The sequence below is a fragment of the Lentibacillus populi genome (assembly GCA_014642895.1).
Lineage (GTDB): Bacteria > Bacillota > Bacilli > Bacillales > Amphibacillaceae > Lentibacillus_C > Lentibacillus_C populi.
The window spans coordinates 51,021-73,080 of the sequence record BMJD01000019.1 but is presented as its reverse complement, the minus strand read 5'-3'; the positions used below and the strand labels follow the sequence as shown (position 1 = coordinate 73,080).

Below are 22,060 nucleotides of genomic sequence, written 5' to 3'. Positions count from 1 at the left end.
AAATAGTACTCAATAATAAAATTAAAAATTTGACAAAAAAAATAAGCCCTCACAAGGCTTACAGTGTTTTTTTGGAAGTGAAACTGTCAAACTCCCGCTTCTTAATATCCATTTAATGAGGAATAACAGTATCTCATGTTTACCCGATTATAATCTTGCAAATTATTTTATAATTGACGATTATCATGCTATAATTTTAATATATTAAAGTATGCCATTCCAAGCTTATCCTCCATTAAGCTGTAACGCAATTTCCTATGCTTTTTTCCATTTCAGCCAGCCAATTGTTTTCAAGTTCACTCCTTTTATTATTAATTCTGAGAAAATGGATTAGCTTAGAACGTTAAAAATCTATAGTTAAGGTGGTTTTGGATGAACAACATAAAAGATACGATATTTGAAGTTATTTATTCTATTTTACCTATTACATTGGTTATTACCGTATTACAGTTCACATTGGTATGGCTGCCAATAGAGACCTTTTTACAATTCCTTGCAGGGGTCGTCATGGTTGGAATCGGACTAATACTTTTTTTATTAGGTGTTAATGTTGGATTATTGCCTGTTGGAGAAATGATCGGTTCCGCATTATCAAAGACAAAGAAAATATGGGTAATTGTCCTCTTCGGTTTTATATTGGGTGTTGTTGTGACAGTTGCAGAACCTGATGTACGCGTTCTTTCTCATCAAATCGATCAGGTTTCAAACGGGGAGATTCCCAGAAGTATTTTAATTCTTGCTGTTGCACTTGGGGTCGGTATCTTTGTTGGACTCGCCATGGTCCGGATTATTTTTAATATTAATATCATCTACTTATTGGCATTTGGCTATGGAACCATCTTTTTACTGGCTGCGTTTACTCCCCCTCAATTTGTTCCGATATCCTTTGATTCCGGGGGCGTAACGACAGGACCTTTAACTGTGCCGTTCATCTTAGCTTTAGGAGTTGGAGTAGCATCTGTTATGCGTGGTAAATCATCGTCAAGTGATAGCTTTGGTCTTGTAGCTCTCGCCTCTATTGGGCCAATTCTATCCGTGCTGCTGTTAGGGGTGATCTACGGTTGAACATACATATATTTGCAGGTTTTAGCGAGATCATGCTGGAAGTTGCCACAGCATTGTCACCGCTTTTCATCTTATTTCTACTATTTCAATTTGTCTTTTTAAAATTGCCGATGAAAAAGCTAAGGGATATTGGTGTCGGATTTCTCTTAACCTTTTTTGGTCTTTCCTTTTTCTTGCAGGGTGTGCATATCGGGTTTCTGCCTATTGGAGAATTAATGGGAAAAAGCCTGGGCGCTCTATCCTATCAATGGGTGTTAATTCCAATTGGGTTTATCCTCGGGTTTTTCGCCATATATGCTGAACCGGCTGTTACCGTTTTAATCCGGCAGGTAGAAAAAGTATCTGGAGGGTACATTCCACAGAAAATTCTGCTCTATACACTTTCGGTTGGTGTCGGAATATCCATAGCACTAGCAATGATACGTATACTTTTTGGAATTTCCCTATGGTATTTTATTGTCCCAGGCTATATAATAGCACTAATTATGGTGAAATTTTCATCCAAAACCTTTACATCTATTGCCTTTGATTCAGGCGGAGTTGCAACCGGGCCAATGACGGCTACGTTTATTTTAGCGATGTTTGTAGGAATTGCCACGCAAATAGAGGGACGTGATCCGCTGCTTGACGGTTTTGGTATGGTTGCACTGGTAGCACTTGCTCCGATATTATCCGTACTGACATTAGGAATTTTATACAGTAGGAAGGAGAAGGGTCGATATGGCAATGACAAAGCCGGGGCAAAAGTTAATCGTCACGATCGTTAGAAAGGAAAAAGCCAAAAAGGTCATCCATGCATCCAAAAGTGCCGGAGCAAAGGGGGGCACCACGCTGATTGGCAATGGGATCAGACTAAATGAAAAACTAAGAATTCTGGGAATCCCAGTAGAACGGGAACGAGAAATCATATTGACACTTGTATCCAATAAAATCCTTCCTGAGGTTATGAATGCAATTATTGACTCTGTAAAATTAAACCAGCCCAGACAAGGGATTGGGTTTGTGATAGATACAAAACATGTTACAGGAATTTGCCACATGATGGGATTGGAAATGGAAAGCGAAGACATGGATAAGGAAGGTGTTACGAGCACAATGGAGGAGCAAAACGTTCTGTATGATCTTATCGTTACAATCGTAAACAAGGGAGATTCGGAAAATGTAGTTGATGCGACTAAGAAAGCAGGCGCTGAAGGCGGAACCATTCTTAATGGGCGTGGGACCGGTATCCATGAGCAAGCAAAATTGTTTAACATCCTCATCGAACCCGAAAAAGAAGTGGTGTTAACACTAATCAGCAGGGATAAAACAAGCAATGTATTAAAAACGATCGAAAAAGATGCAGAATTGAATAAACCAGGAAAAGGTATCTCCTTTGTTTTAGAGGTTGAAAAAACAGTTGGTATTAACCATATTTTAAATGAGCTCGTTAATAAAAAATTGAATGAATAACAGATCAGTAACCGATTGTTCTTTTAAGCAATCGGTTTTTTATTAGAGGAATGAGGGTAAATGGCAATGAAGAACATCCTTTTGGGGTATCCTGTTATTAAGGTGGTTAGTTTATGAAAACAATCTGGAGGGGCTATATCGATGCCTCGCTTATTTTAAAAATTACCGTTGCACTCATTCTTGGTATTATTGCCGGTTTAATCTTTGGTGAAGCTACAAGTGTGATAGCACCTTTTGGAGATCTTTTATTGCATTTGCTTAAGTTTCTCATCATCCCGCTTATTTTATTTACGTTAATCGTTGGGGTAAATCAAAGCCGGATTGGTGACTTGGGGCGTATGGGTGGAAAAGTATTCCTTTACTATCTGCTGACTTCCGCTTTAGCCATTGTCGTGGGAATTGCTGTGGCCAGCATCTTTGAACCGGGAATCGGCATGACAATTGATACGAACGAGAAATTCGATGTTCCGGAAAACCCTGGCGTCATTCGTGTTCTTTTGAGTGTCGTACCGGATAACATAGTGACTGCTTTCAGTGAACTTAATTTGTTGGGAATCATTTTCACGGCACTTGCTTTTGGAATAGCCATAGCGTCGCTCCGGTCTTCCGAGGACTATAGCGAACTCGGCGACCATGTCTATAAGGTAATGGAGGGGCTGAACGAGGCAACATTATCCATTATGAACGTTATCTTGCAGTATGTACCGATTGGAATATTTGCGATCATTGCCAAAACGGTCGGGAATCAAGGTATGGATACTTTGTTGGCATTAGGTGATATGGTTCTCGTTCTTTACATTGCATTGCTTGTACATGTTGGAATCTACATTCTCTTTATGCTGCTGACCAAGGTCTCTATTAAGAATTTTTTCAAACATGCACGAACGCCAATAGTTACCGCCTTTGTTACGCAGAGTAGCTCCGGTACATTACCCCTTACACTAGATGCAGCCAAAAACATGGGGTTATCCAAAAGTCTGTACGGATTTAGCCTGCCACTTGGCGCCACAATTAATATGGATGGCGCTGCGATCAGAATTGCCATTTCAGCCGTGTTTGCCGCCAATATGGTAGGCGATCCGCTAAGCTTTACCGATATGCTGCAAGTCGTATTAGTCGGAACCTTAGCTTCTGTCGGTACAGCAGGCGTTCCAGGGGCAGGGATTATTATGATTGCAACCGTTTTCGCCCAATTAGGGCTGCCAATGGAGGCTGTGGGGTTACTGACAGCGATTGATGCACTGGTAGGCATGGGCTGCACGTCATTAAATGTGACCGGTGATCTTGTCGGCACAGCAATCATTAGTAAAACAGAAACGCGGAAAAAAGGTAAACAGCCTGTCATGAGCTGATTTTCTACAGAAAGTTATTCCCTCTCTGAGCCAGGAATAACTTTCATTTTAGTGGGAAAGTCCCTTTTTAAGGCTTTTCTGACTTCTCCTCTTTTTTCTGATTCATCCTAAACGTCAGTGGCTGATCGGTTCCAGTAACCAAATTGTAAACAAACGAGGATGTAAGCTTATAACTGTTTTCAATTTTTTCTGCCAAAAAATTTGCTCGTTCAAACAATGCGGAGCGAATATTGGTAACCTGTCTCAACGTCTTTTCCAGCAATGCCTCCTGGTTTTCCAAATGGTTTAATGTTTTGTGCTGATTTTCATTCTGATCAGTAATGTTATCAGCCATAACCTTTTGCAAATCAAAAAGTTCATCCATTTTTGTTACAAGCTGTTTATTTAAGGATTCATAGTTTCCTATCTGGTCCTTGATTTCCTGATTTGATTGACTGACACTGTTAATTTTATCTGCTATCTCTTGTTTCAATAACCCTTCCTCTTCCAACATACCGTAAAGCTTTTTATTATTTTCATCTAACATGGTTAACCATTCCATTGCATTCCTTTCAAATTTTTCATGCTGCAGATTACTTTCCCGTAACGAATTCAGCTGATTTCCAATCTCCTGCCACTCTCGTACTTGCGTATTTTTCTGCTGCTGGTAGAGAATCTGAAGCTTTTGCAAGGAGTCGGCTAAAGAATTGTTTATTTGCTTTTGTGACTTCACCAGTTCAGCAAAATAGTCTATTTTAAAATATCCTTGATTGGGTTCCTTAATGGTACCTTGATTCATAAAAACATCCGGGTGCACACCTGTATTGATAAATAACCCCATTGTTATGCTCACTTCCCATTTTAATATTGTTCATTTTTCCCGCTTCAACGGACAGCAGGATCCTACACTTCAAGAAATAACAAGAGAATAAGGGCGGGCAACTGTCCGTTAAGACGAGATTTATTCAACTAACATCCGAACAAAGGCGCAAGCGCCCGTTTAGCGACGTATGGACTGCGCCCTGCCAAGCAGGGTGGTTCGGTGTTGCCGCGCAAAGCGGCGGTTTTAACCACATCCCTACCGTAGGAGATAAAGGAAACATGCCCCTGCAAAAGGGGTAGACGTGAGTTGGGCACAAAGCCCGTTCTTAGTCGGCCTTCCTCCTTCCCCGAACCGATGTTGACTTATCGTACGGAGGTGAGGGAAGTCCACTACAGCTTTAGCGCTGGAGCCGGACGTGGCTTACCCTGCTGAGAGCAGAATAGAGCCTAAATTTATATACCTTCTTATTTTCAAAAAAGGGAGACAAAGAAAGTCCCCACGAAATGAAGTTTTACTTTATCCTATGCGCGTTTCATTCAGTTGGGACATTTGCCTGTAAGAGAGATAGAAAATTGGGTGTAAGCCCAAAAAGGAGCACCAATACCTGTTGTGGAGGTATTAGTGCTCCTTTTTAAGCCATCCATCTTGGTGGCGTATTTTTATCCCAGTAAATCTCTCCAATTTCATAATGTTTTTCAAAGTTATCGTTACTTAAGTGATAGTGGAAATTAAACCAGTAGCCGTCTAACGGCCGATGATCACGTCTGACATGGAATTTGGCAACATCCTTTTTCATTCTGTAATCACGCAGGTTAAAAATCCTTTCGCCAAAACCTTGCGATGGCTGTTCCGTAATTGCATAGTATGGGAGTTCGTCTTCTCCTCCTTCCGTCAAAATCATTTTAATAACTTCTTCTATATTTGGTAAAATTACTGTCTCGAACTCATCTTCAACTTGTCCAATAATTCTAGGCCCTAATTTGGTAATCGTCTGCTCTTTTGCCCTGTCTATTATTTCGCTAATAAAAAGATCGTCTGTTACCTCTTCATCGATCTCATTATCAAGCGTGTCTAGCGTTTCAGTCTTTGCTGCAACAGGTTCTGTTACAGCCTTATTAACATCCGTTTTTGGAGAAACAGCTTCCTTGCTTTCTTCAGCATCCGTATGTAAATAAGCTGGGGGAATATACATTCCCAGCGTCATAATTGTTATACAGATAGCCGCTATTTTTCTGATCCAAAGCTTCATGCTATATTTCTCCCTTTATTTGTCACTACTATTATCTTATCACGATTAAGGGAAATGTCTACCGGGATTTTTAATTTTTAATCAAATTGTAAATATACTTACTGAAATACCATTTTTTCATAATGCTTATACAAAGAATGGAAATTCCCTGTATAGTTTTTATGCCATGGTTTTTTCTTTCCACAAAAATGAATGATAGAAGTGTGATGGATGATGAAATCCATATCTACTTTTCCATTGCTGATAGCTTTATAATAACGATAATACCTGGCATCAAAATTATACAAGACCTCATTAATATTCTTTATATATTTAGAATAGAGCCCATTAATAATGTCTTGATCCGGCAAAATCATTATTTTCTTGTTTCTCTCAACAAAGTCAAAAATTTCTTCCTCTTTCATGATACTTCTTTGCAGTTGCAGGTTCATCAGAAGAACACCGGAATTATAATATGCATCGATATCATATTTTTTTAGCCTTAATTTATTTATTTCTTTTACTGATATTCGATCATGATAGGCTGCGGCATAAAGATAATCAGAAATATTCATCTCATAAACTTTTTTAATTCCATTAATAACAAGAATATCTGGGTCAAGATACAATATTTTGTCCAGGCAGGCTGGTAAAAATTTGAACGCCAATAATCGGAAATACATTTCTTTTGAGTAGTGTTTTACAATTGGTGCATCAGCAAAAGTCTCTTCCTGGACGTGAATAACAGACAATTGATGCCCTTTTCCGGTTACATATTTATTTATTCCGGAAATCTCCTCACCCTTGATACTGGAATGCATCAGATAGATATGAAATTCCTCATGGGGATTATTCATAAACAACGATTGAAGCATAACTATTAATGGCTTCACATAATTTGAATTTAAAGTTACAAGTATATTCATTAACCCGTAAAGCTCCTTATCACACGTCCGCGAAGTTACTATAAATCTCTGCTGCACTACGCCAGCCTGTCTTCCTCTTCCAAAAACTTGATGAAATAATTCAATGCGCTAACAGGCTGCTCCTTTATTCGTGCAATATAATCCTTTTTGATGCCTTCAGAAACGATATCACTCCGGTTTATCCGATCTGTTATATAGTTCATACTTACTTTTTGAACCTCTTTACGTTTCCATTTCGCCTCTTTTGAGAGTGCCATACCAATAGCACCAATTGCAGCATAAATGACCAATGCAGTTATCGATATTTCATTATCGGAAACAAGAAATAGGGAAAAAAACAGACTGAAGATAGAATAACTCAATAACGGTAAAGACCATAACGTATACATGGAAACCTTCTTTGTGAATGGCGAAAGGGTTTCCGCTAAATTTTTCAGTTCTTTTCTCGCCGCATTCGGTATATTTGTCATAAAGTTCATGATCTATCGCCTCGTCTTATTATTCTTATATAGGGTTTGCTAAGAGTGAAAACAACTTGTACAAACACATCAAATCGTTCCCTCCAAAGGACTAAGATGGCTTTTCTTCCACTGTAACCATTGACGTTCCCGTGTTTTTCTTGGGACAAACTTACGGATATCATCAGCATGATAGCCAACCTGATACCTTTTTTCATCTATTATGATTGGACTTCGCAATAATTTAGGGTATTGATGAATTAACCCTAGCAATTGCTGGAGTGGCAGTGAATCCATATCGAGATTTAGGTCCTTGTAGATCTTGGATTTCCTTGCAATAATTTCATCTGTTCCTTCCTCGGTTCTACTAAGAATGGTTTGTAGTTCATGAACGGTTAACGGATTTTTTATAATATCCCTTTCCACATAAGGGATATCGTAATTGTCAAACCATTTCTTTGCTTGCCGAGTGGATGAACATGGTGATCCATAGATTGTCACTGTCATAGTACATACCCTACCTTTTTTATTTCAGCTTTTTTAAGATCTGGAACATGCTAAAAAGCACCTTTATTACACACTAATATTTCCATTTAATTCCATAAATATACATTAAGTGACATTGTGTCATATTGCTATATTTCTATAATAAATGACACAACGTCATTTGTCAATAAATTAAATGACATCGTGTCACTTGCTGTCAAATTAACATAAAGTGAAACTCCATTTCAGTGGGGTTTCCGACGCACAGGACGTGCTAGTGCGGATGAAGGCATATGGACAGTCTTTGTTCCTAAAGTCAAGAATATACCGGCTGTTACTCAAGACACAAAGCGTTATGAAATATAATTTCTTTCAGACTTTATCCCCCACCTTCACTTTTTTGGTTTACTTATGCCTAGAGATGGGGGTATTACAGCCTGTTAATGCCCGGTAAAAAGAGCGGGAATATTAAGCAGCCCGCTCCATTTCGTATGCACCTCAAATATAACGGCGATTTATTTTGTTCCCATCAAAGGAAAAAAGCGTCTGTTTATCCTCCACGCACGTTTCCAAATACACAGACCGCCCCCATAATTGGAAAATGTATGGAAGGACATTTTCCAAGTAATTGAGGTCAAGTTCAATCCCCTCATAACGATGCACCAAATAAAGGTAACCATTCCGCAGATAATCACCATCTTCCACACATATATACGGAAAACCGCCATTTACCCGCATTGAAATAAGCTGATCGCGCACGTTTTCATAATCCTTCTCTGTAATCCGATAATCGCTGCCTTGCTTTTCAAATAAATACATATCTTCTTGCTGAACGAGATCCTTCGTTAAATAGTTCCGAATAAATGAAGTATCTGATTCAATTTCCCGTACTTCAAATATTTTCTCCCTGCCGGATCCCGGTTCAATTCCCATGCGTTTCATATCGTCTGTCGGATGGTTATAACGTTCTTCAATATCCTCAAACATCTTAACACCGAGGTAATATGGATTGATTTGTGTTTTCGAAGGCTGCACGACTCCCGCATTTAATGTTGCAAACTCAACCGTTTCATCGGGCGTCAAATCCATTTCTCTTAATATCCGCTGATGCCAGTAGGATGCCCAGCCTTCATTCATGATCTTTGTCTCCAGTTGTGGCCAGAAATAAAGCATTTCCTCACGCATCATTGTTAAAATATCACGTTGCCAGTCCTCCAGCTCGCGGCTGTATTCCTCGATAAACAACAGAAGATCTTTTTCGGGACTTGGAGGGAATTTTTTCTTCTTTTTATCTTGCTTAGGCTTTTGGTCCGCGGCTTCCTTATCCAAGTCCCATAAATCATCATACGGTGTTTTTACTTTCGGACTTTTCTTCTCATCCTCATTCACTTCATACGACGTTAATTTCGGTCTGACGATGGATGGGTCAATGTGTTCCTGAATAGACAAAACTGCATCTAAAAATTGCTCCACCTCATCTTTTCCATGAATCATCTCATAATCGGCAATTCGTTCCGCCGTTGCAGTCATACTCTCCACCATGTCTCTTCGTGTATTGGAAAAACGAACATTATTTTTGAAAAAATCACAGTGGGCAAGTACATGGGCAACGATTAATTTATTTTGAATCAGGCTGTTTGTATCAAGCAAAAAGGCGTAGCAAGGATTAGAATTGATCACAAGTTCATATATTTGACTCAACCCAAGATCATAATGCAGCTTCATTTTATAAAACTGCTTGCCAAAGCTCCAATGGCTAAACCTTGTTGGCATACCGTATGCACCAAAGGTATAAATAATATCAGCAGGGCAAATTTCGTAACGCATTGGATAAAAATCAAGTCCAAATCCGGATGCAATTTCGGTAATTTCATCAATAGCATGTGTCAGTTTCTTTGTTTCTGTCAACATGATCCCTCCAAGTGTACTTTTTATAGTTTATGAACGGAGGATGGAATGATGAACCTGGGATATTTATGTTAAACTAACTGATGCTTACCAATTGTGTAAAAAGTATCAAGATATCTAACAACCTGTTCGGGGTTTCTTCTGAACTGGACAGAAATTACCATCCAGTTGCCACATGTTCGGCTGTATGATTCTTATATGAAAGGAAAGTTTAAACTACAAGGAGGGATTTCTCATGGAACATGCCTTTTTATCGGTTGAGGAATTCAATCAGCTTCTACATCAGTGGAATGGCCAAACAATAAAGGTTTCCAAGCATGAACTGAATGACTTTGATGAAACGTTACTTGAATTACAAGACATTTCCTATTCAACAAATACAAGAAGAATCGATGATTATGAAGCAAAGCATGCACTACAGTTAAACGGCAGCGGAAGCATTATTACTGACACAAATGATCTTCAGTCCTTACCATCATCATTATATGAAATACCATTGGAAGACAATACGTTATATGAATTTGATGGGTCACGCTTTTTAGTAAGTACGTCAAGAGGGGTCTATAAAATCGAACTGGTAAACGATCAGGAGAGATAGGCAGGACAACCGGGTTTTATCAACGATCAGCAACTCCTTTTAAACTTTCCGGCACACAGGCCTGCCTTAAGGAAAAAGGAAAACCCCCGAAGCCTGGGGGTTTTAAACTACAGCAGCTTCTTTTTGGAAAAAGCTTTTCATGGCATAGTATACATCGCTTTTTTCTTTCAGGATATAGTGACGGAATTTCGGATTTTCAATTGTTCCATACGCATTCATTAATGTGGAACGGCGGTTATACTCGTTCACTTCTCCATAGCCAAACATATTGGAAACATCCATAATCTCATTGATCAGCTCCAAACATTTCGGGTTATCAGAGGTTACGTTCTCCCCGTCTGAAAAATGAAAAGGATAAATATTAAATCGGGATGGATTAAATTTTTCTTCAATAAGTTCCAACGCCTTGTAATAAGCTGATGAGCAAATCGTTCCACCGCTTTCTCCTTTTGAAAAAAAGGCTTCTTCTGATACAACCTTTGCCTCTGTATGATGGGCAATAAAGGCAATCTCTACCGTTTCATACTTAGACCGCAAAAATTTTGTCATCCAGAAAAAGAAGCTTCTGGCCAAATATTTTGCAAAAATCCCCATCGATGCGCTTGTGTCCATCATCGCCAGCACAACTGCCTTCGATTCTGGCTTCACTACATCATTCCATGTTTTAAAGCGGAGATCATCATTGTAAATGGGCGTAATGCCCGGATTCCCTTCCGTTGCATTTCGTTTCAGGGCTGTCAAAATGGTTCGCTTTTTATCAATATTTCCCATTAATCCTTTCTTACGGACATCGTTAAATTCTGTCTTTTCCGTTATGATTTCTGCCTGTTCTTTTTGCTGCAGGTTTGGCAGTTCCAATTCTTTAAACAGAGCATCCTCTATTTCAGCCAAGGATACATCTGCCTCATAATAATCATTTCCTGGTCTGTCACCTGCCTTTTGTCCTCTGCCAGCACCCTTATTCCCCTGACCACTCGGATCACGTGCAACAACATCACCGACCTGACTATCACCATTCCCTTGACCGACATGTTTTGATTTATTGTAATTGTAACGGATTTTATATTCATCTAAAGATCGAATAGGAATTTTAATGACATCCCGGCCATTTGACATGATAATATTTTCTTCGCTAATTAAATCCGGCAAATTATTCTTAATTGCTTCTTTTACTTTATCCATGTGACGCTGCTGATCTTGATGACCTTTGCGATGGAGGGACCAATTTTCCTTGGAGACGACAAAATTCTCTTTACCTTCCTGCATGCTATCCCCTCCTGTTATTGTTTGAAAATTTAAACGAAATGTTTCTATATTCTATGCAACCTTTTCAAGTTATTGCACAACATTTTAATTACAAAAACAAGACTAATTGAATTAGCCTTGTTTTTAGCAAATTTAACGATTGAGCAAGCTTCCGACGTACTTTAATAGCTCGTTGGCAGAAATGGAATTGTAGCCATATTCATCGATAAGTCTTGCTATCACTTCGTTAATTTTCTTAAGTTGTGATTCATCCGGTGTTTTGGAAGACGTCGTAATTTTAACGACATCCTTTAAATCAGCAAATAATTTCTTTTGAATGGCCTCTCGCAAACGTTCATGTGAATTATATTCAAAACGTTTCCCTTTTCTTGCGTAGGCGGAAATACGAATAAGGATTTCTTCTCGAAATGCCTTTTTCGCATTCTCTGATATACCAATTTGCTCTTCAATCGATCGCATTAATTTTTCATCCGGATTCATTTCTTCTCCGGTCAACGGGTCTCTCAGTTTATTTTTATTGCAATACGCCTCTACATTATCAAGGTAGTTATCCATCAATGTTTTAGCAGATTCTTCATAGGAATATACGAATGCCTTTTGCACTTCCTTCTTGGCAATTTCGTCATACTCTTTACGGGCAACCGCAATATAATTCAAGTACTTATCCCGATCCTCCCGGGAAATCGATGCATGCTGATCAAGCCCATCCTTTAAGGAACGCAGCACATCAAGAGCATTGATGGATGGTACTTCTTTACGAATAATCGTTGAGGAAATCCGGTTAATAACATAACGAGGGTCAATTCCATTCATTCCTTCGTCCGGAAATTCCTTCCTTAGTTCCTCTACATCAAGCTGGTTAAACCCTTCCACACTTTCCCCATCATAAAGCCGCATCTTCTTAACATGGTCGACCCCCTGCTTTTTCGAATCCTCCAGCCGCGTCAGAATGGAGAAAATAGCCGCTACTCTTAATGCATGAGGGGCAATGTGGACATGCCTCATATCACTTTCATTGATCATCTTTTGGTAAATTCGCTCTTCCTCACTCACTTTCAGATTGTATGGAATAGGCATAACAATAATTCTTGAATGCAGCGCCTCATTTTTTTTATTGGAAATAAAAGAGCGATATTCCGCCTCGTTCGTATGGGCTACGATAAGTTCATCCGCCGAAATTAACGCGAACCTGCCCGCCTTAAAGTTACCTTCCTGTGTTAACGATAATAGATGCCAAAGAAATTTTTCATCACATTTCAGCATCTCCTGAAACTCCATCATCCCCCGATTGGCTTTGTTCAATTCACCGTCAAACCGATATGCACGCGGATCGGATTCTGAACCATATTCAGCGATCGTAGAAAAGTCAATGCTGCCGGTTAAATCAGCGATATCCTGCGATTTCGGATCAGATGGGCTGAATGTTCCTACTCCAACCCGTTTATCCTCGGAGAAAAATATCCGCTCCACTTTCACATTCTCAATCATTCCGTCATATTCCTTCTCAAGTCGCATCGTATTCAGCGGTGACAGACTTCCTTCGATACGAATACCATATTCTTGATAAAAATCGGCTCGCAAATGTTGGGGAATAAGATGGAGTGGGTCCTCATGCATCGGACAATCTTTAATAGCATAAACTGCCCCTTCCTCTGTTCTTGAATATGCTTCAAGCCCACGCTTGAGCATTGTTACAATTGTCGACTTCCCCCCACTGACAGGTCCCATTAATAATAAAATCCGTTTTCGGACATCAAGACGTTTGGCTGCTGGATGAAAATATTCCTCTACAAGTCTCTCAATTGCATCCTCCAGCCCAAATATCTCCTCGCCGAAAAAGTGATACATCCTTTTACCGTCTCTTTCCGTTAATCCTGAGCTTTTAATCATATTATAAACGCGTGAATGAGCTGTTTGGGCAACTTCTGGTCTTTCCTTTACAATTTCCAAATACTCGGCGAATGTACCTTCCCACTTCAGTTGTCGTTCCTCTTCCCGATGATGCCTCACTTTGTCAAGTATATCCATTCTGTCTCCTCCATTCAGGGCAAGGTTTATATAGCCTATGCAAAAAAAGAGGTTGTGATGCCGAAATTGGGTTTCCGTATATACAGGAATTTAATAACCGACTGTCAGTAAATGAAAGTATAATAGTTTGCGATTTCAATTAATAGTATTAAAATGAATAAGGGCATATGTTCATTAGGAAGGCGAATATATCTATTTGGAATTACTACTTTATCATGCATTAACTGGCTGTAATACCCCCACATCATATGGGCAACAACTAACGGTAAGGAAGGAAAGGAACCCCCCACTAAATGAGGTTCCACTTTATTAGAAGGTAAGGAGTCACAATGATGAAACCAATGATCAACAAATTATTTTTACATTACTGGAATCCGTATTTGGCGCTTGTCGCCTGCGGAATTCTCAGTGCGGTATATTTTGGCATTACCAAAGGTGTTTGGGCTGTAACAGGTGAATTCACTCGTTTAGGAGGCCATATTTTACAGTTTTTCGGTGTAGATATTTCTGATTGGGCGTACTTTGATTTAGTGCATATGCAAGGGAGCACCTTCACCCGGACGGACGGCTGGATTGTTTGGGGAATGTTTATCGGGGCCTTGGTAATGGTTCTTTTCAGCAATAATTTTAAAATACGAATCCCAAGGCAAAGGCGACGTCTTGTTCAAGGATTAATTGGCGGGGTCATCGCCGGATTCGGTGCACGCCTTGCGTTGGGGTGTAATCTGGCCGCATTTTTCACGGGGATGCCGCAATTCTCATTCCACTCCTGGATTTTTATCGTTGCAACAGCAATTGGTACCTATTTTGGCACAAAAATTACCAAGAAATCCTGGTGGAAAGGGAAACCTGCGTTAAAAAAGGGAAATGCAATGCCATCAGCTAAAAAGGACCGAAAGATTCAGCCCTATGTTGGCGGGATTATTACACTAGTGTATGCCGGACTTATTTTCTACTTCTTCCTGACAGGCAAACCGATGCTTGGTGTTGCCGCATTATTCGGAGCATTCTTTGGTATTTTGATTGAAAGAGGGCAGATTTGTTTCACTTCCGCATTTCGTGATTTATGGATAAGTGGACGAGGGATTATGGCTAAAGCAATTATAGCAGGAATGGCAGTGAGTTCGGTGATCACCTTAATTATTATGTTGATTTACGGACTCGAACCGATCACGCAGATTGCGGCACCAAGTACATTTATTGGCGGCATCCTGTTTGGCCTTGGCATTGTCTTGGCAAGCAGCTGTGAGACCGGGATGATGTATCGGCTAATGGAAGGGCAAATCCTTTATTTGACTGTATTTATCGGAAATATTATTGGAGCAACAGCACTTGCTTATGCATGGGATCATCTTGGTGTATACAGTTTACTTGTCGAAAGTGGCAACAAAATAAATCTGATTACCGCCATAGGACCACTTAAGGCAATAATAGCAACACTTATAGTACTTGGAATTTGCTTTGCCGTTACAGCATATTGGCAAAAACATTATCGTTTTGGAGTTGGATTCAAGAAAGGAGCACAAAAACATGTCAGCTGATTACACATTGGACTTGCGAGGAGAATCGTGTCCATATCCTGTCATTTATACATTGGAGACACTGCAAAGCATGCAAAAAGGGGAGCTTCTCCAAGTTATTACCGACTGTCCATCCTCATTTCGCAATGTGCCAGAAGAGGTCTTGAAACATGGCTATCAATTTGCTAAGGATCCGGTTAAAAATGGACAGGAGTATTTGTTTTATATTATTGCTTAGATGATAGGATACCAAGACATCAGATTCTATTCAAACTACCAAAAACAGGCACTTTCTGCTAAGGAAATGTCTGTTTTTGGTTCGTTTGTTTTTAAACCCCACTGTCAATAAACACCGTCAGTACCTTTGCCCCGTTATTATCAACCGGGATGAACAAGTGTGGCTTCACTCCTTTAAAATAGGAGGTGTCACCTTTTTCCATAAAGTGTTTTTGCCCATCATAAAGTAAATAAATCGACCCCTCAAGAATATAAATAAATTCGTCCTGTGAGTGGGTATATGGTTCGTGCCGCAAATTGGTATCCTTTGGCGTCACATGAACAATGGTAGGTTCAACGCTGGAAAAGCGGGATCTGGCGAGCAGTTCGTACGAATATCCCATGCTCTCATCACCGACACTAAATTGCCTTTTCGATTTTGGAAGGAGTACAAGATCTGTTTCCGGATGGCCGTCCAGCACCCAGGATAGTGGTACATCCAACGCTTCACTAATTTTTGATAATGTTGCAACCGCAGATGCCGTTTGTCCATTTTCAATTTTGGACAAAAGGCTTTTGGAAATACCACATTGATCCGCGATCTGTTGCTGGGTATTTTTGCTTCGTAAACGGGCTTGTTTAATTTTTTGGCCAATATGCTGCAGGTTTATGATCATTCTCCCCTTTCCCACCGAAACAGGTATATGTGCTTTTATATTAGAATAGCACATTATTTACGTCAAGACAGGAAAAAACAGGCGATTTAAAATTCAAGCTGCCAAATATAAAATGGCAGCCCGTCATTCAGTCTTCCTTTTTCCGTTCGTAATCACACTTTCAATGCTGACTTTCGGCATATGCGAGTGATTTACTAGGAAGTGCCTTTCCCAATTTTTTCTGGATAAAAAATGCCGCTTCCTGAAGCTTCTTCTCGTCAATTCCTGTTTTGATACCAAGACCGTGCAATAAATATAAAACGTCATTTGTCGCGACATTACCGGCAGCTCCCGGGGCATACGGACACCCCCCCAATCCGCCGATCGAACTGTCAAATCTGGTGATTCCGTATTCAAGTGATCTTGTTATATTGGCAATAGCCATCCCCCTTGTGTCATGGAAGTGCATAATAATCTTTTCCTTAGGATAGCGACTCAATACTACTTCCAGTAACTGATCCACTTGTAGCGGAACCGCCGTACCGATCGTATCGCCAAGCGAAATATCATCCACCCCAAATTCAAACAATTGATCACATACACGAATAACCTGCTGCGGTACTATTTTTCCTTCAAAGGGACAGTCAAAAACGGTGGAAATATAGCCGGTTACATGCTTATTAGCCTGCTTCGCCCCCTTGATAACCTCCCCTAAGACCGAATACGTTTCCGCTATGGTTTTGTTAATATTCTTCTTGTTATGTGACTCACTTGCGGACATAAATACCGATGCTCCATCAATTCCTGCCTCGAGTGCAAGTTCCAGTCCCTTCCTGTTTGGGACAAGTGCAGAGTAGCGAACATTTGGGTTCCGTTTAATTTTCCTGCCAACTTCGTGTGCATCAGACAATTGTGGTACCCATTTCGGATGAACAAACGAAGAATACTCAATCTCCCTGACTCCTGATTCGGATAACATGTTGATCCAACTTACCTTGTCAGCTGTTGCTAAACGTTTCTTTTCATTTTGCAAGCCGTCACGTGGTCCAACTTCCTTAATCTGCACATCATTTGGCCAACGCATAATTTTCCCCCTCCACTTCTATTTTGAACATCATTGTAGTTCTTTTAAAAATCACCATTTATTGAATGCGCTTCCAAACAACTGGTAAGCATATAAAACGCTCACTATTTACATATCCGAAAACAGCTTTGTGTGTGCGTAACATATACGTTGGTTATACCTTCATATCATAATATTCAATTTAGTTTATTTTGATTCAACACTGTTGAATACAATATATAATAAATATTCCCAAAATGTCAACTGTTTCAATGCAAAAATTTTCGGGAACTCCCATATGTAATGGACTTACATCCTTATTTATAATTTTTTCTTAATGCGGTAAACTATACTAAGGACAGCTGAGACAGGAAGGATGACCACCATGGATTCCAGCAGTAAAATATTAGCATCACTAAACTATTTTAGTATCTTTTTTGCACCCTTTTTATTTCCCATTATCGTTTATTTTGTAGTTACTGAGTACGATGTTAAATATCATGCTAAGCGAGCTTTTCTATCACATATTGTCCCTTTTGTGGTTCTCCTGTTAGCTATCGGTTTGGGTATTGCCTTCAGCTTTTCCAATTCATTCGGATTAGCAACGGGCACAATTATTTCAGGGTACCTAATTGCCGGTATTTTATATGTCATTTTTCTAATTTGGAATGTCGTGCAAGGTATAAAAATATTCACCTGATATTCTCATCAAATTTTGATTTCTTTCACAAGCTATGCTTACCTGACAGCGTTACTATATAGTTAGATCAAAAGAAAGGAACAAGAAAAGCGATGAAAAAATTAATTGTTTTACTTATGGGCTTACTTTTACTTGTAGCATGCGGGACAACCAGTGACAATATCGGGTAGAACGGACAAACAAATGCTAATGGAAGTATGGCACAAAATGCAACTGGAAATTCAAGTGAAGACGAAAATACTACTGCTGCTAATACGGAACAAATTCCTGAGTATCCAATCTTAAACGATAATATCGATATGTCAGCATATAAGCTTGACGTCAAAGAGGATAATCCACACAAACGAATCGTCATTTTGAAAAATAAGCAGGGTGAAGAAAAATACAAAAGCATCTTCATTAAGAAAACAGGGAGAATGAAGCTTATAGAATTTGACAACGGATTGCTTTTTAATCAAGTCATTGAATAGGATAAAAATCACTTGCCAACAATTTAGGGAAGTGATTTTTTCAAACACGTTACAAAATAACAGACATATAGTGTATAGAATTTAAAACCAGGAGGCGTCATATTGATGTATTATCCCCTTCCTCTCTATCCAGTATATCGTCTGCCCTCAGGTCAAGCAGTTTATCAGGTTCCCGGACACTATGCTATTCCCGGGCAGCGACACTTCCCAGCAATCAGACAACAATATCCGGAAGCTGATCCAACACTTTTTCATGAATCAGCTGGGGCGTTTAAGCAATTAATGAAGGTTGGTACTGTCCTTTTAAACAAACTTACCGCATCAAAGGAATTTGCTCAGCAAGTAATGGACGCAGCACAGCGTGGTGATAAAGAGAAGGTTAAACAGCTGATCCAGTCAACCGGAATCAAAGAAAAAGTAGATGTAGACTACAATCCGGATGGAATTACATTTAACATGTTTTCCAAGGTCGAAAAAGTGGATTGCTGTAAACTGGCTATGTCCCTTCGCTGGCGTTAGTATACCCCTGGAAACGGCTATCTTCGTTCATCCGGTAAGAATAGCCGTTTTTCACGTTGCAGGGATTCAATTTCTTACCTTTTTATAATATAAAATAAACGCAATTCCGATAACAGCAATGACTAAACCAATGTATACATACACACTGCTGGAGCTAAAAAAGCTTCTAAATCGTTCATAGTTGCCGTTAAAATAATCCCCCAGCATAATCATGACATATGCCCATGGATAGATTCCTACAAACGTGAGGATAGCATACTTGACGACACTTACATTACTCATACCCGCCACAAAGGAAATATAATTCCCGATACCGAACGGTCTGGATAATGCAATACTCCAAATTCCGTATTGTTTGAAAAATGATTTTGCTTTATCAAGCCCCTTTTTAAACCTTTCAGGAAAATAGCCCTCTAGCTTCATCGCCAGAAAATACGGAACCAGGCTTGCCAGACTATAACACATGCTCATTTCAACCGCTAATAAAGCAGTATTCCAATAACCGGGGGATAATATATAACCAAAAGAAAGCACCAAAATAACCCCTGGAAATGGCAGTGATGAACCTTCCAAGAGCATGACAATATACAATCCTGGCTTTCCAATCGCGCCGAGCCAATCTAACAATTGCTGAATCATTCCACTTCCCGCTTTCGATAGTTGTTGAGAATCCATTACTAGTATTCGTAGCAGAATGATTTTTTAAGCATTAAGTGAAAATTTCGTTCAATGAGGGGTTCCCGGAGGCGGGAGAATTACAGCACGTTAATGCGTGACAAAAGTCTAATTTCTGTTAGCGGCCTATCCGTTTGGGACCTTTATAAGAAAAACGCTGACGCATTTTTATGGCCAGATGTCGGATTGGAAGAAATCGGCTGCCTCGCCGATTTCAATATCTTTACCGCCTGCCAATTCTTTGCTTTCCTATTCTTCAAAGAAAAAACCACAGGGGAGTCCTATGGTTTCATCATTATATTAACCGTCAAAAACATGCTTCTTTAACGGATTACTACCGGTCCAACTAATATTTTCGGATTTGTCCCAAGTATTAGCTTGCAAATAGCAGGATAACCAATCTGCCTGTAGGAATCCAGCAATTGCTTCAAGTCTTGGGCATTTCTATCTTCTTTTAGTTTTTCAATTTCTTGTTGATAAACAGCCAATACATAGTCATCCTGTGACATTGGCCGAAACCTGCTTGGGTCTTCATTCATAATCAGGCAACCCATATATTGATATCCATACTGCAGCTGACGTGTCAAATGAATAACGTTCATAAACCTCCGATATAACATCGGTTTTGTCCTTTTAAAACTTTCAATCGCCTGTTGTGCACTTAGTAAATCACTGATACTCGGCGTTACTAGCATATTATCCCTCCTTATAAGAAAAGCGCAAGCGCCCGTTTAGCAACGTACAAACTGCGCCCGCGCAACGCGGGTGGTTCGGTGTTGCTGCCGGGAGCAGCGGTTTTAACCGAACACTCCTACCTACCGCAATGAGATAAAGGAAACATGCCCCTACACAGGGGTATGCCGACGTTGGCCGCAAAGGCCGTTTTTAGTCGGCCTTCCTTCTCCCCGAACCGATGTTGACTTATCGTAGTGAAGGAGTGTGAAGTTTGCTAGGCTTTAGCGCTTGAGCTGGACATGGCCAACTCTGACGTAAGCAGAATAGAACCTAAATTTTTATACTTTCTTTACTTACAAAATAGGTTTTTCCAAGGTAAGTTTGGATACTAGTTCCTTATTTTGCTGTCTTTTAAGCCGACGCATTTTTGCCCGTTCTGCACCTGTTTGATAAAGAAATTTTTCTTCCTCTGTTTCCGGGACAACTTCAGGTACAGTAATTGGTTTTTTATTATCGCCCAAAGCTACAAAGGTAAGAAATGCTGTAGCTGCAATTTTACGTTCTGCCGTTATCATGTCTTCTGCAATAACTTTGCAAAATATCTCCATAGAGCTTTTTCCTGTATAGGTAACACATGATTCGATACAAACAGAGTCACTTTGCCGGATTGGTTCGATAAAATTAACGGAATCTGTTGATGCGGTAACACATTCTTGCACCCTCGCATGCCTTCGGGCAGAAAGCGTCGCACATGCATCAAGCTTTTTCATCAGTACACCGCCGAACAATGTGTGGTAATTATTCAAATCATTAATCAGCACTTGATCTGTTTGAACAACACGTGTATCTTTAATTGTTTTTGACTTCATATGTCCCATCACCTTATCTATTCGTTCATTTGTTTCCAAGCTTATTTTATTACAGAAAATAGTATACGCCCCTCTCTCAATGCTGTACAATGCTAATCGTACATAGCCTGCATAACAAATTGTTATGGAAACGCTTCGCCATGGTAAAACAAAAAGGCTTCCCCTATTAAAGGGAGCCTCAACCACGGTTTTAAATATTTCGAATCAATTTCTTTTTAGCAAAGCGAATAAATTCCTTGTTTATCTGAGATAAGTATGCATCCTTTTTCCAAATAATTGCAAGGTTCCATTCAATGATTGGATTAGCCACCGCAATCGTTTGTACATCACTTGTCAATTCCTGACTTATACTTTCAGGTAGTAGTGTGATACCTAAACCGGAAGCCACCATTTCCTCAATAAAATCCAATTGTGATGTTTCGGATACAATTCTTGGTCGAAAACCAGTACTATCACAAGCGGTCAAGATAAGATTTCTGAGAGAAAAATCCTGGTTAAATAGTATAAACTTCTCGTCTTTAAGCTCCTTTAAGGATATTTCTGCTTTGTTTACAAGTGGGTGCGATGGTGGTACGACAACCTTCAGATTTTCATTCACAAATGTAAAATAGTCGAGAACATCATGTTTGGCAGGCAACACGACGACACCAAAATCCAATTTATCACTGACGATTTTCTCTTCAATCCGCTTGGAACCGTCCTCTTCCAACTGAAACGTCACCTCAGGATATTCGTTATGAAACGATGCGATCAACTGGGAGAAAAAAAAGGAATTGATGATCGTTGGCAGTCCAATACGGATATGACCCTTTTTCAATGTAAATAAATTACCAAGTTCTGTCTCAAGAAGGCGAACTTGTTTTTCAATTAATTTGGCATGTTTATACAAGATATGGCCAGCATCTGTAATAATCAATTCCTTCCGGGAACGTATAAAAAGCGGAACACCAAGTTCGTCTTCCAATGACTTAATGATTCTGCTTAAGGCAGGCTGGGTAATGTACAAATTTTCCGCCGCATGGGTAAAGCTGCCAGTATGAGCTACTTCAGCAAAATACTGCAAATGTTTAATATCCAATTACACCTACCACCTTTATCTTATCCGATATAATACTATATTTCCCCAAA

The 22,060-nt window shown here is 39.6% G+C and carries 25 protein-coding genes; 11 read left to right on the top strand and 14 right to left on the bottom strand.

Annotated elements, in window-relative coordinates; genetic code table 11:
- Nucleotides 1-372: 372 nt before the first annotated feature.
- The 4 genes from IEX12_RS12575 to IEX12_RS12560 all read left to right on the top strand — a co-directional run bounded on the left by IEX12_RS12575 (nucleotide 373) and on the right by IEX12_RS12560 (nucleotide 3,869).
- A complete protein-coding gene (locus tag IEX12_RS12575; protein WP_088051547.1) occupies nucleotides 373-1,065 on the top strand; it encodes a DUF1538 domain-containing protein in 693 nt (230 codons plus the stop codon).
- On the top strand, nucleotides 1,062-1,832 hold the full coding sequence (locus IEX12_RS12570; RefSeq protein WP_088051548.1) for a DUF1538 domain-containing protein: 771 nt from the start codon (nucleotides 1,062-1,064) through the stop codon (nucleotides 1,830-1,832). The genes IEX12_RS12575 and IEX12_RS12570 overlap by 4 nt, the downstream gene beginning before the upstream one ends.
- The gene (locus tag IEX12_RS12565) at nucleotides 1,786-2,517 is read left to right on the top strand and encodes a P-II family nitrogen regulator (RefSeq protein ID WP_188725281.1); all 732 of its coding nucleotides are present in this window, start codon (nucleotides 1,786-1,788) and stop codon (nucleotides 2,515-2,517) included. The genes IEX12_RS12570 and IEX12_RS12565 overlap by 47 nt, the downstream gene beginning before the upstream one ends.
- A gap of 113 nt (nucleotides 2,518-2,630) precedes the next feature.
- A complete protein-coding gene (locus tag IEX12_RS12560) occupies nucleotides 2,631-3,869 on the top strand; it encodes a dicarboxylate/amino acid:cation symporter (protein ID WP_188725280.1) in 1,239 nt (412 codons plus the stop codon).
- Between the two features lie 67 nt (nucleotides 3,870-3,936).
- On the opposite strand, the gene IEX12_RS12555 is transcribed toward IEX12_RS12560, so the two are convergent.
- From IEX12_RS12555 to IEX12_RS12530, 6 genes are all read right to left on the bottom strand, one after another.
- Nucleotides 3,937-4,689 carry a hypothetical protein gene (locus tag IEX12_RS12555; RefSeq protein ID WP_188725279.1) on the bottom strand — a complete coding sequence of 251 codons (753 nt, stop codon included), beginning with the start codon at nucleotides 4,687-4,689 and terminating at the stop codon, nucleotides 3,937-3,939.
- Nucleotides 4,690-5,302: 613 nt separating this feature from the next.
- Nucleotides 5,303-5,920, bottom strand: coding sequence for a YpjP family protein (locus IEX12_RS12550; RefSeq protein ID WP_088051552.1), 618 nt, complete (start codon nucleotides 5,918-5,920; stop codon nucleotides 5,303-5,305).
- Between the two features lie 98 nt (nucleotides 5,921-6,018).
- On the bottom strand, nucleotides 6,019-6,825 hold the full coding sequence (locus tag IEX12_RS12545) for a glycosyltransferase family 8 protein (RefSeq protein WP_088051553.1): 807 nt from the start codon (nucleotides 6,823-6,825) through the stop codon (nucleotides 6,019-6,021).
- 56 nt (nucleotides 6,826-6,881) lie between these two features.
- A complete protein-coding gene (locus tag IEX12_RS12540) occupies nucleotides 6,882-7,304 on the bottom strand; it encodes a DUF5392 family protein (protein WP_088051554.1) in 423 nt (140 codons plus the stop codon).
- Between the two features lie 69 nt (nucleotides 7,305-7,373).
- Entirely contained in the window at nucleotides 7,374-7,790 is a 417-nt protein-coding gene (spx, locus tag IEX12_RS12535; protein ID WP_088051555.1) for a transcriptional regulator Spx, read from the bottom strand.
- Nucleotides 7,791-8,267: 477 nt separating this feature from the next.
- Nucleotides 8,268-9,680 carry a SpoVR family protein gene (locus IEX12_RS12530; RefSeq protein WP_188725278.1) on the bottom strand — a complete coding sequence of 471 codons (1,413 nt, stop codon included), beginning with the start codon at nucleotides 9,678-9,680 and terminating at the stop codon, nucleotides 8,268-8,270.
- Between the two features lie 232 nt (nucleotides 9,681-9,912).
- On the opposite strand from IEX12_RS12530, the gene ymzB reads away from it, so the two are divergent.
- Entirely contained in the window at nucleotides 9,913-10,275 is a 363-nt protein-coding gene (gene ymzB / locus IEX12_RS12525; protein ID WP_088051557.1) for a protein YmzB, read from the top strand.
- A gap of 102 nt (nucleotides 10,276-10,377) precedes the next feature.
- On the opposite strand, the gene yhbH is transcribed toward ymzB, so the two are convergent.
- Nucleotides 10,378-11,541, bottom strand: coding sequence for a sporulation protein YhbH (yhbH, locus tag IEX12_RS12520; RefSeq protein WP_088051558.1), 1,164 nt, complete (start codon nucleotides 11,539-11,541; stop codon nucleotides 10,378-10,380).
- A 132-nt stretch (nucleotides 11,542-11,673) separates the two neighbouring features.
- Entirely contained in the window at nucleotides 11,674-13,569 is a 1,896-nt protein-coding gene (locus IEX12_RS12515) for a PrkA family serine protein kinase (RefSeq protein WP_088051559.1), read from the bottom strand.
- A gap of 332 nt (nucleotides 13,570-13,901) precedes the next feature.
- Between IEX12_RS12515 and yedE the strand changes: the two genes are divergently transcribed.
- Both yedE and yedF read left to right on the top strand, forming a co-directional pair.
- Nucleotides 13,902-15,110 carry a selenium metabolism membrane protein YedE/FdhT gene (gene yedE / locus IEX12_RS12510; RefSeq protein WP_088051560.1) on the top strand — a complete coding sequence of 403 codons (1,209 nt, stop codon included), beginning with the start codon at nucleotides 13,902-13,904 and terminating at the stop codon, nucleotides 15,108-15,110.
- Nucleotides 15,100-15,327 carry a sulfurtransferase-like selenium metabolism protein YedF gene (yedF, locus tag IEX12_RS12505; RefSeq protein WP_088051561.1) on the top strand — a complete coding sequence of 76 codons (228 nt, stop codon included), beginning with the start codon at nucleotides 15,100-15,102 and terminating at the stop codon, nucleotides 15,325-15,327. Before yedE ends, yedF begins: the two co-directional genes overlap by 11 nt.
- 91 nt (nucleotides 15,328-15,418) lie before the next feature.
- Here yedF and IEX12_RS12500 read toward each other — a convergent pair whose 3' ends face one another.
- Together IEX12_RS12500 and IEX12_RS12495 are read right to left on the bottom strand one after the other, a co-directional pair.
- Nucleotides 15,419-15,982, bottom strand: a complete 564-nt coding sequence (locus IEX12_RS12500) for a helix-turn-helix domain-containing protein (RefSeq protein WP_088051562.1) — start codon at nucleotides 15,980-15,982, stop codon at nucleotides 15,419-15,421.
- A gap of 160 nt (nucleotides 15,983-16,142) precedes the next feature.
- Nucleotides 16,143-17,048 (bottom strand): hydroxymethylglutaryl-CoA lyase, encoded by a 906-nt coding sequence (locus tag IEX12_RS12495; RefSeq protein WP_088051563.1) that lies wholly within the window; start codon nucleotides 17,046-17,048, stop codon nucleotides 16,143-16,145.
- A gap of 361 nt (nucleotides 17,049-17,409) precedes the next feature.
- Here IEX12_RS12495 and IEX12_RS12490 point away from each other — a divergent pair, with 361 nt between their 5' ends.
- The 3 genes from IEX12_RS12490 (at nucleotide 17,410) to IEX12_RS12480 (ending at nucleotide 18,713) form a co-directional block, all read left to right on the top strand.
- Nucleotides 17,410-17,724 (top strand): DUF4870 domain-containing protein, encoded by a 315-nt coding sequence (locus tag IEX12_RS12490; protein ID WP_088051564.1) that lies wholly within the window; start codon nucleotides 17,410-17,412, stop codon nucleotides 17,722-17,724.
- Nucleotides 17,725-17,921: 197 nt separating this feature from the next.
- Nucleotides 17,922-18,194 (top strand): hypothetical protein, encoded by a 273-nt coding sequence (locus IEX12_RS12485; RefSeq protein WP_088051565.1) that lies wholly within the window; start codon nucleotides 17,922-17,924, stop codon nucleotides 18,192-18,194.
- Between the two features lie 105 nt (nucleotides 18,195-18,299).
- Nucleotides 18,300-18,713, top strand: a complete 414-nt coding sequence (locus IEX12_RS12480) for a YuzC family spore coat inner layer protein (protein WP_088051566.1) — start codon at nucleotides 18,300-18,302, stop codon at nucleotides 18,711-18,713.
- 66 nt (nucleotides 18,714-18,779) lie between these two features.
- Here the strand turns inward: IEX12_RS12480 and IEX12_RS12475 are convergent, their stop codons facing one another.
- Nucleotides 18,780-19,352, bottom strand: coding sequence for a DedA family protein (locus tag IEX12_RS12475; RefSeq protein WP_196406327.1), 573 nt, complete (start codon nucleotides 19,350-19,352; stop codon nucleotides 18,780-18,782).
- Nucleotides 19,353-19,481: 129 nt separating this feature from the next.
- Here IEX12_RS12475 and IEX12_RS23475 point away from each other — a divergent pair, with 129 nt between their 5' ends.
- Nucleotides 19,482-19,715 carry a hypothetical protein gene (locus tag IEX12_RS23475; protein ID WP_088051568.1) on the top strand — a complete coding sequence of 78 codons (234 nt, stop codon included), beginning with the start codon at nucleotides 19,482-19,484 and terminating at the stop codon, nucleotides 19,713-19,715.
- Here IEX12_RS23475 and IEX12_RS12470 read toward each other — a convergent pair.
- The 3 genes from IEX12_RS12470 to IEX12_RS12460 form a co-directional block, all read right to left on the bottom strand.
- Nucleotides 19,712-20,083 carry a hypothetical protein gene (locus tag IEX12_RS12470; protein WP_088051569.1) on the bottom strand — a complete coding sequence of 124 codons (372 nt, stop codon included), beginning with the start codon at nucleotides 20,081-20,083 and terminating at the stop codon, nucleotides 19,712-19,714. The genes IEX12_RS23475 and IEX12_RS12470 overlap by 4 nt on opposite strands.
- 333 nt (nucleotides 20,084-20,416) lie before the next feature.
- Nucleotides 20,417-20,932 carry an acyl-CoA thioesterase gene (locus tag IEX12_RS12465; RefSeq protein ID WP_088051570.1) on the bottom strand — a complete coding sequence of 172 codons (516 nt, stop codon included), beginning with the start codon at nucleotides 20,930-20,932 and terminating at the stop codon, nucleotides 20,417-20,419.
- A 190-nt stretch (nucleotides 20,933-21,122) separates the two neighbouring features.
- The gene (locus IEX12_RS12460; protein ID WP_188725276.1) at nucleotides 21,123-22,010 is read right to left on the bottom strand and encodes a LysR family transcriptional regulator; all 888 of its coding nucleotides are present in this window, start codon (nucleotides 22,008-22,010) and stop codon (nucleotides 21,123-21,125) included.
- Nucleotides 22,011-22,060: the final 50 nt, after the last annotated feature.

Coding starts and splice junctions, on each gene's coding strand:
- IEX12_RS12575 (WP_088051547.1), top strand. CDS start 373: ATGAACAACATAAAAGATACGATATTTGAAGTTATTTATTCTATTTTA.
- IEX12_RS12565 (WP_188725281.1), top strand. CDS start 1,786: ATGGCAATGACAAAGCCGGGGCAAAAGTTAATCGTCACGATCGTTAGA.
- IEX12_RS12560 (WP_188725280.1), top strand. CDS start 2,631: ATGAAAACAATCTGGAGGGGCTATATCGATGCCTCGCTTATTTTAAAA.
- IEX12_RS12555 (WP_188725279.1), bottom strand. CDS start 4,689: ATGGGGTTATTTATCAATACAGGTGTGCACCCGGATGTTTTTATGAAT.
- IEX12_RS12550 (WP_088051552.1), bottom strand. CDS start 5,920: ATGAAGCTTTGGATCAGAAAAATAGCGGCTATCTGTATAACAATTATG.
- IEX12_RS12545 (WP_088051553.1), bottom strand. CDS start 6,825: ATGAATATACTTGTAACTTTAAATTCAAATTATGTGAAGCCATTAATA.
- IEX12_RS12540 (WP_088051554.1), bottom strand. CDS start 7,304: ATGAACTTTATGACAAATATACCGAATGCGGCGAGAAAAGAACTGAAA.
- spx (WP_088051555.1), bottom strand. CDS start 7,790: ATGACAGTGACAATCTATGGATCACCATGTTCATCCACTCGGCAAGCA.
- IEX12_RS12530 (WP_188725278.1), bottom strand. CDS start 9,680: ATGTTGACAGAAACAAAGAAACTGACACATGCTATTGATGAAATTACC.
- ymzB (WP_088051557.1), top strand. CDS start 9,913: ATGGAACATGCCTTTTTATCGGTTGAGGAATTCAATCAGCTTCTACAT.
- yhbH (WP_088051558.1), bottom strand. CDS start 11,541: ATGCAGGAAGGTAAAGAGAATTTTGTCGTCTCCAAGGAAAATTGGTCC.
- IEX12_RS12515 (WP_088051559.1), bottom strand. CDS start 13,569: ATGGATATACTTGACAAAGTGAGGCATCATCGGGAAGAGGAACGACAA.
- yedE (WP_088051560.1), top strand. CDS start 13,902: ATGAAACCAATGATCAACAAATTATTTTTACATTACTGGAATCCGTAT.
- yedF (WP_088051561.1), top strand. CDS start 15,100: ATGTCAGCTGATTACACATTGGACTTGCGAGGAGAATCGTGTCCATAT.
- IEX12_RS12500 (WP_088051562.1), bottom strand. CDS start 15,982: ATGATCATAAACCTGCAGCATATTGGCCAAAAAATTAAACAAGCCCGT.
- IEX12_RS12490 (WP_088051564.1), top strand. CDS start 17,410: ATGGATTCCAGCAGTAAAATATTAGCATCACTAAACTATTTTAGTATC.
- IEX12_RS12485 (WP_088051565.1), top strand. CDS start 17,922: ATGGCACAAAATGCAACTGGAAATTCAAGTGAAGACGAAAATACTACT.
- IEX12_RS12480 (WP_088051566.1), top strand. CDS start 18,300: ATGTATTATCCCCTTCCTCTCTATCCAGTATATCGTCTGCCCTCAGGT.
- IEX12_RS12475 (WP_196406327.1), bottom strand. CDS start 19,352: ATGATTCAGCAATTGTTAGATTGGCTCGGCGCGATTGGAAAGCCAGGA.
- IEX12_RS23475 (WP_088051568.1), top strand. CDS start 19,482: ATGCGTGACAAAAGTCTAATTTCTGTTAGCGGCCTATCCGTTTGGGAC.
- IEX12_RS12470 (WP_088051569.1), bottom strand. CDS start 20,083: ATGCTAGTAACGCCGAGTATCAGTGATTTACTAAGTGCACAACAGGCG.
- IEX12_RS12465 (WP_088051570.1), bottom strand. CDS start 20,932: ATGAAGTCAAAAACAATTAAAGATACACGTGTTGTTCAAACAGATCAA.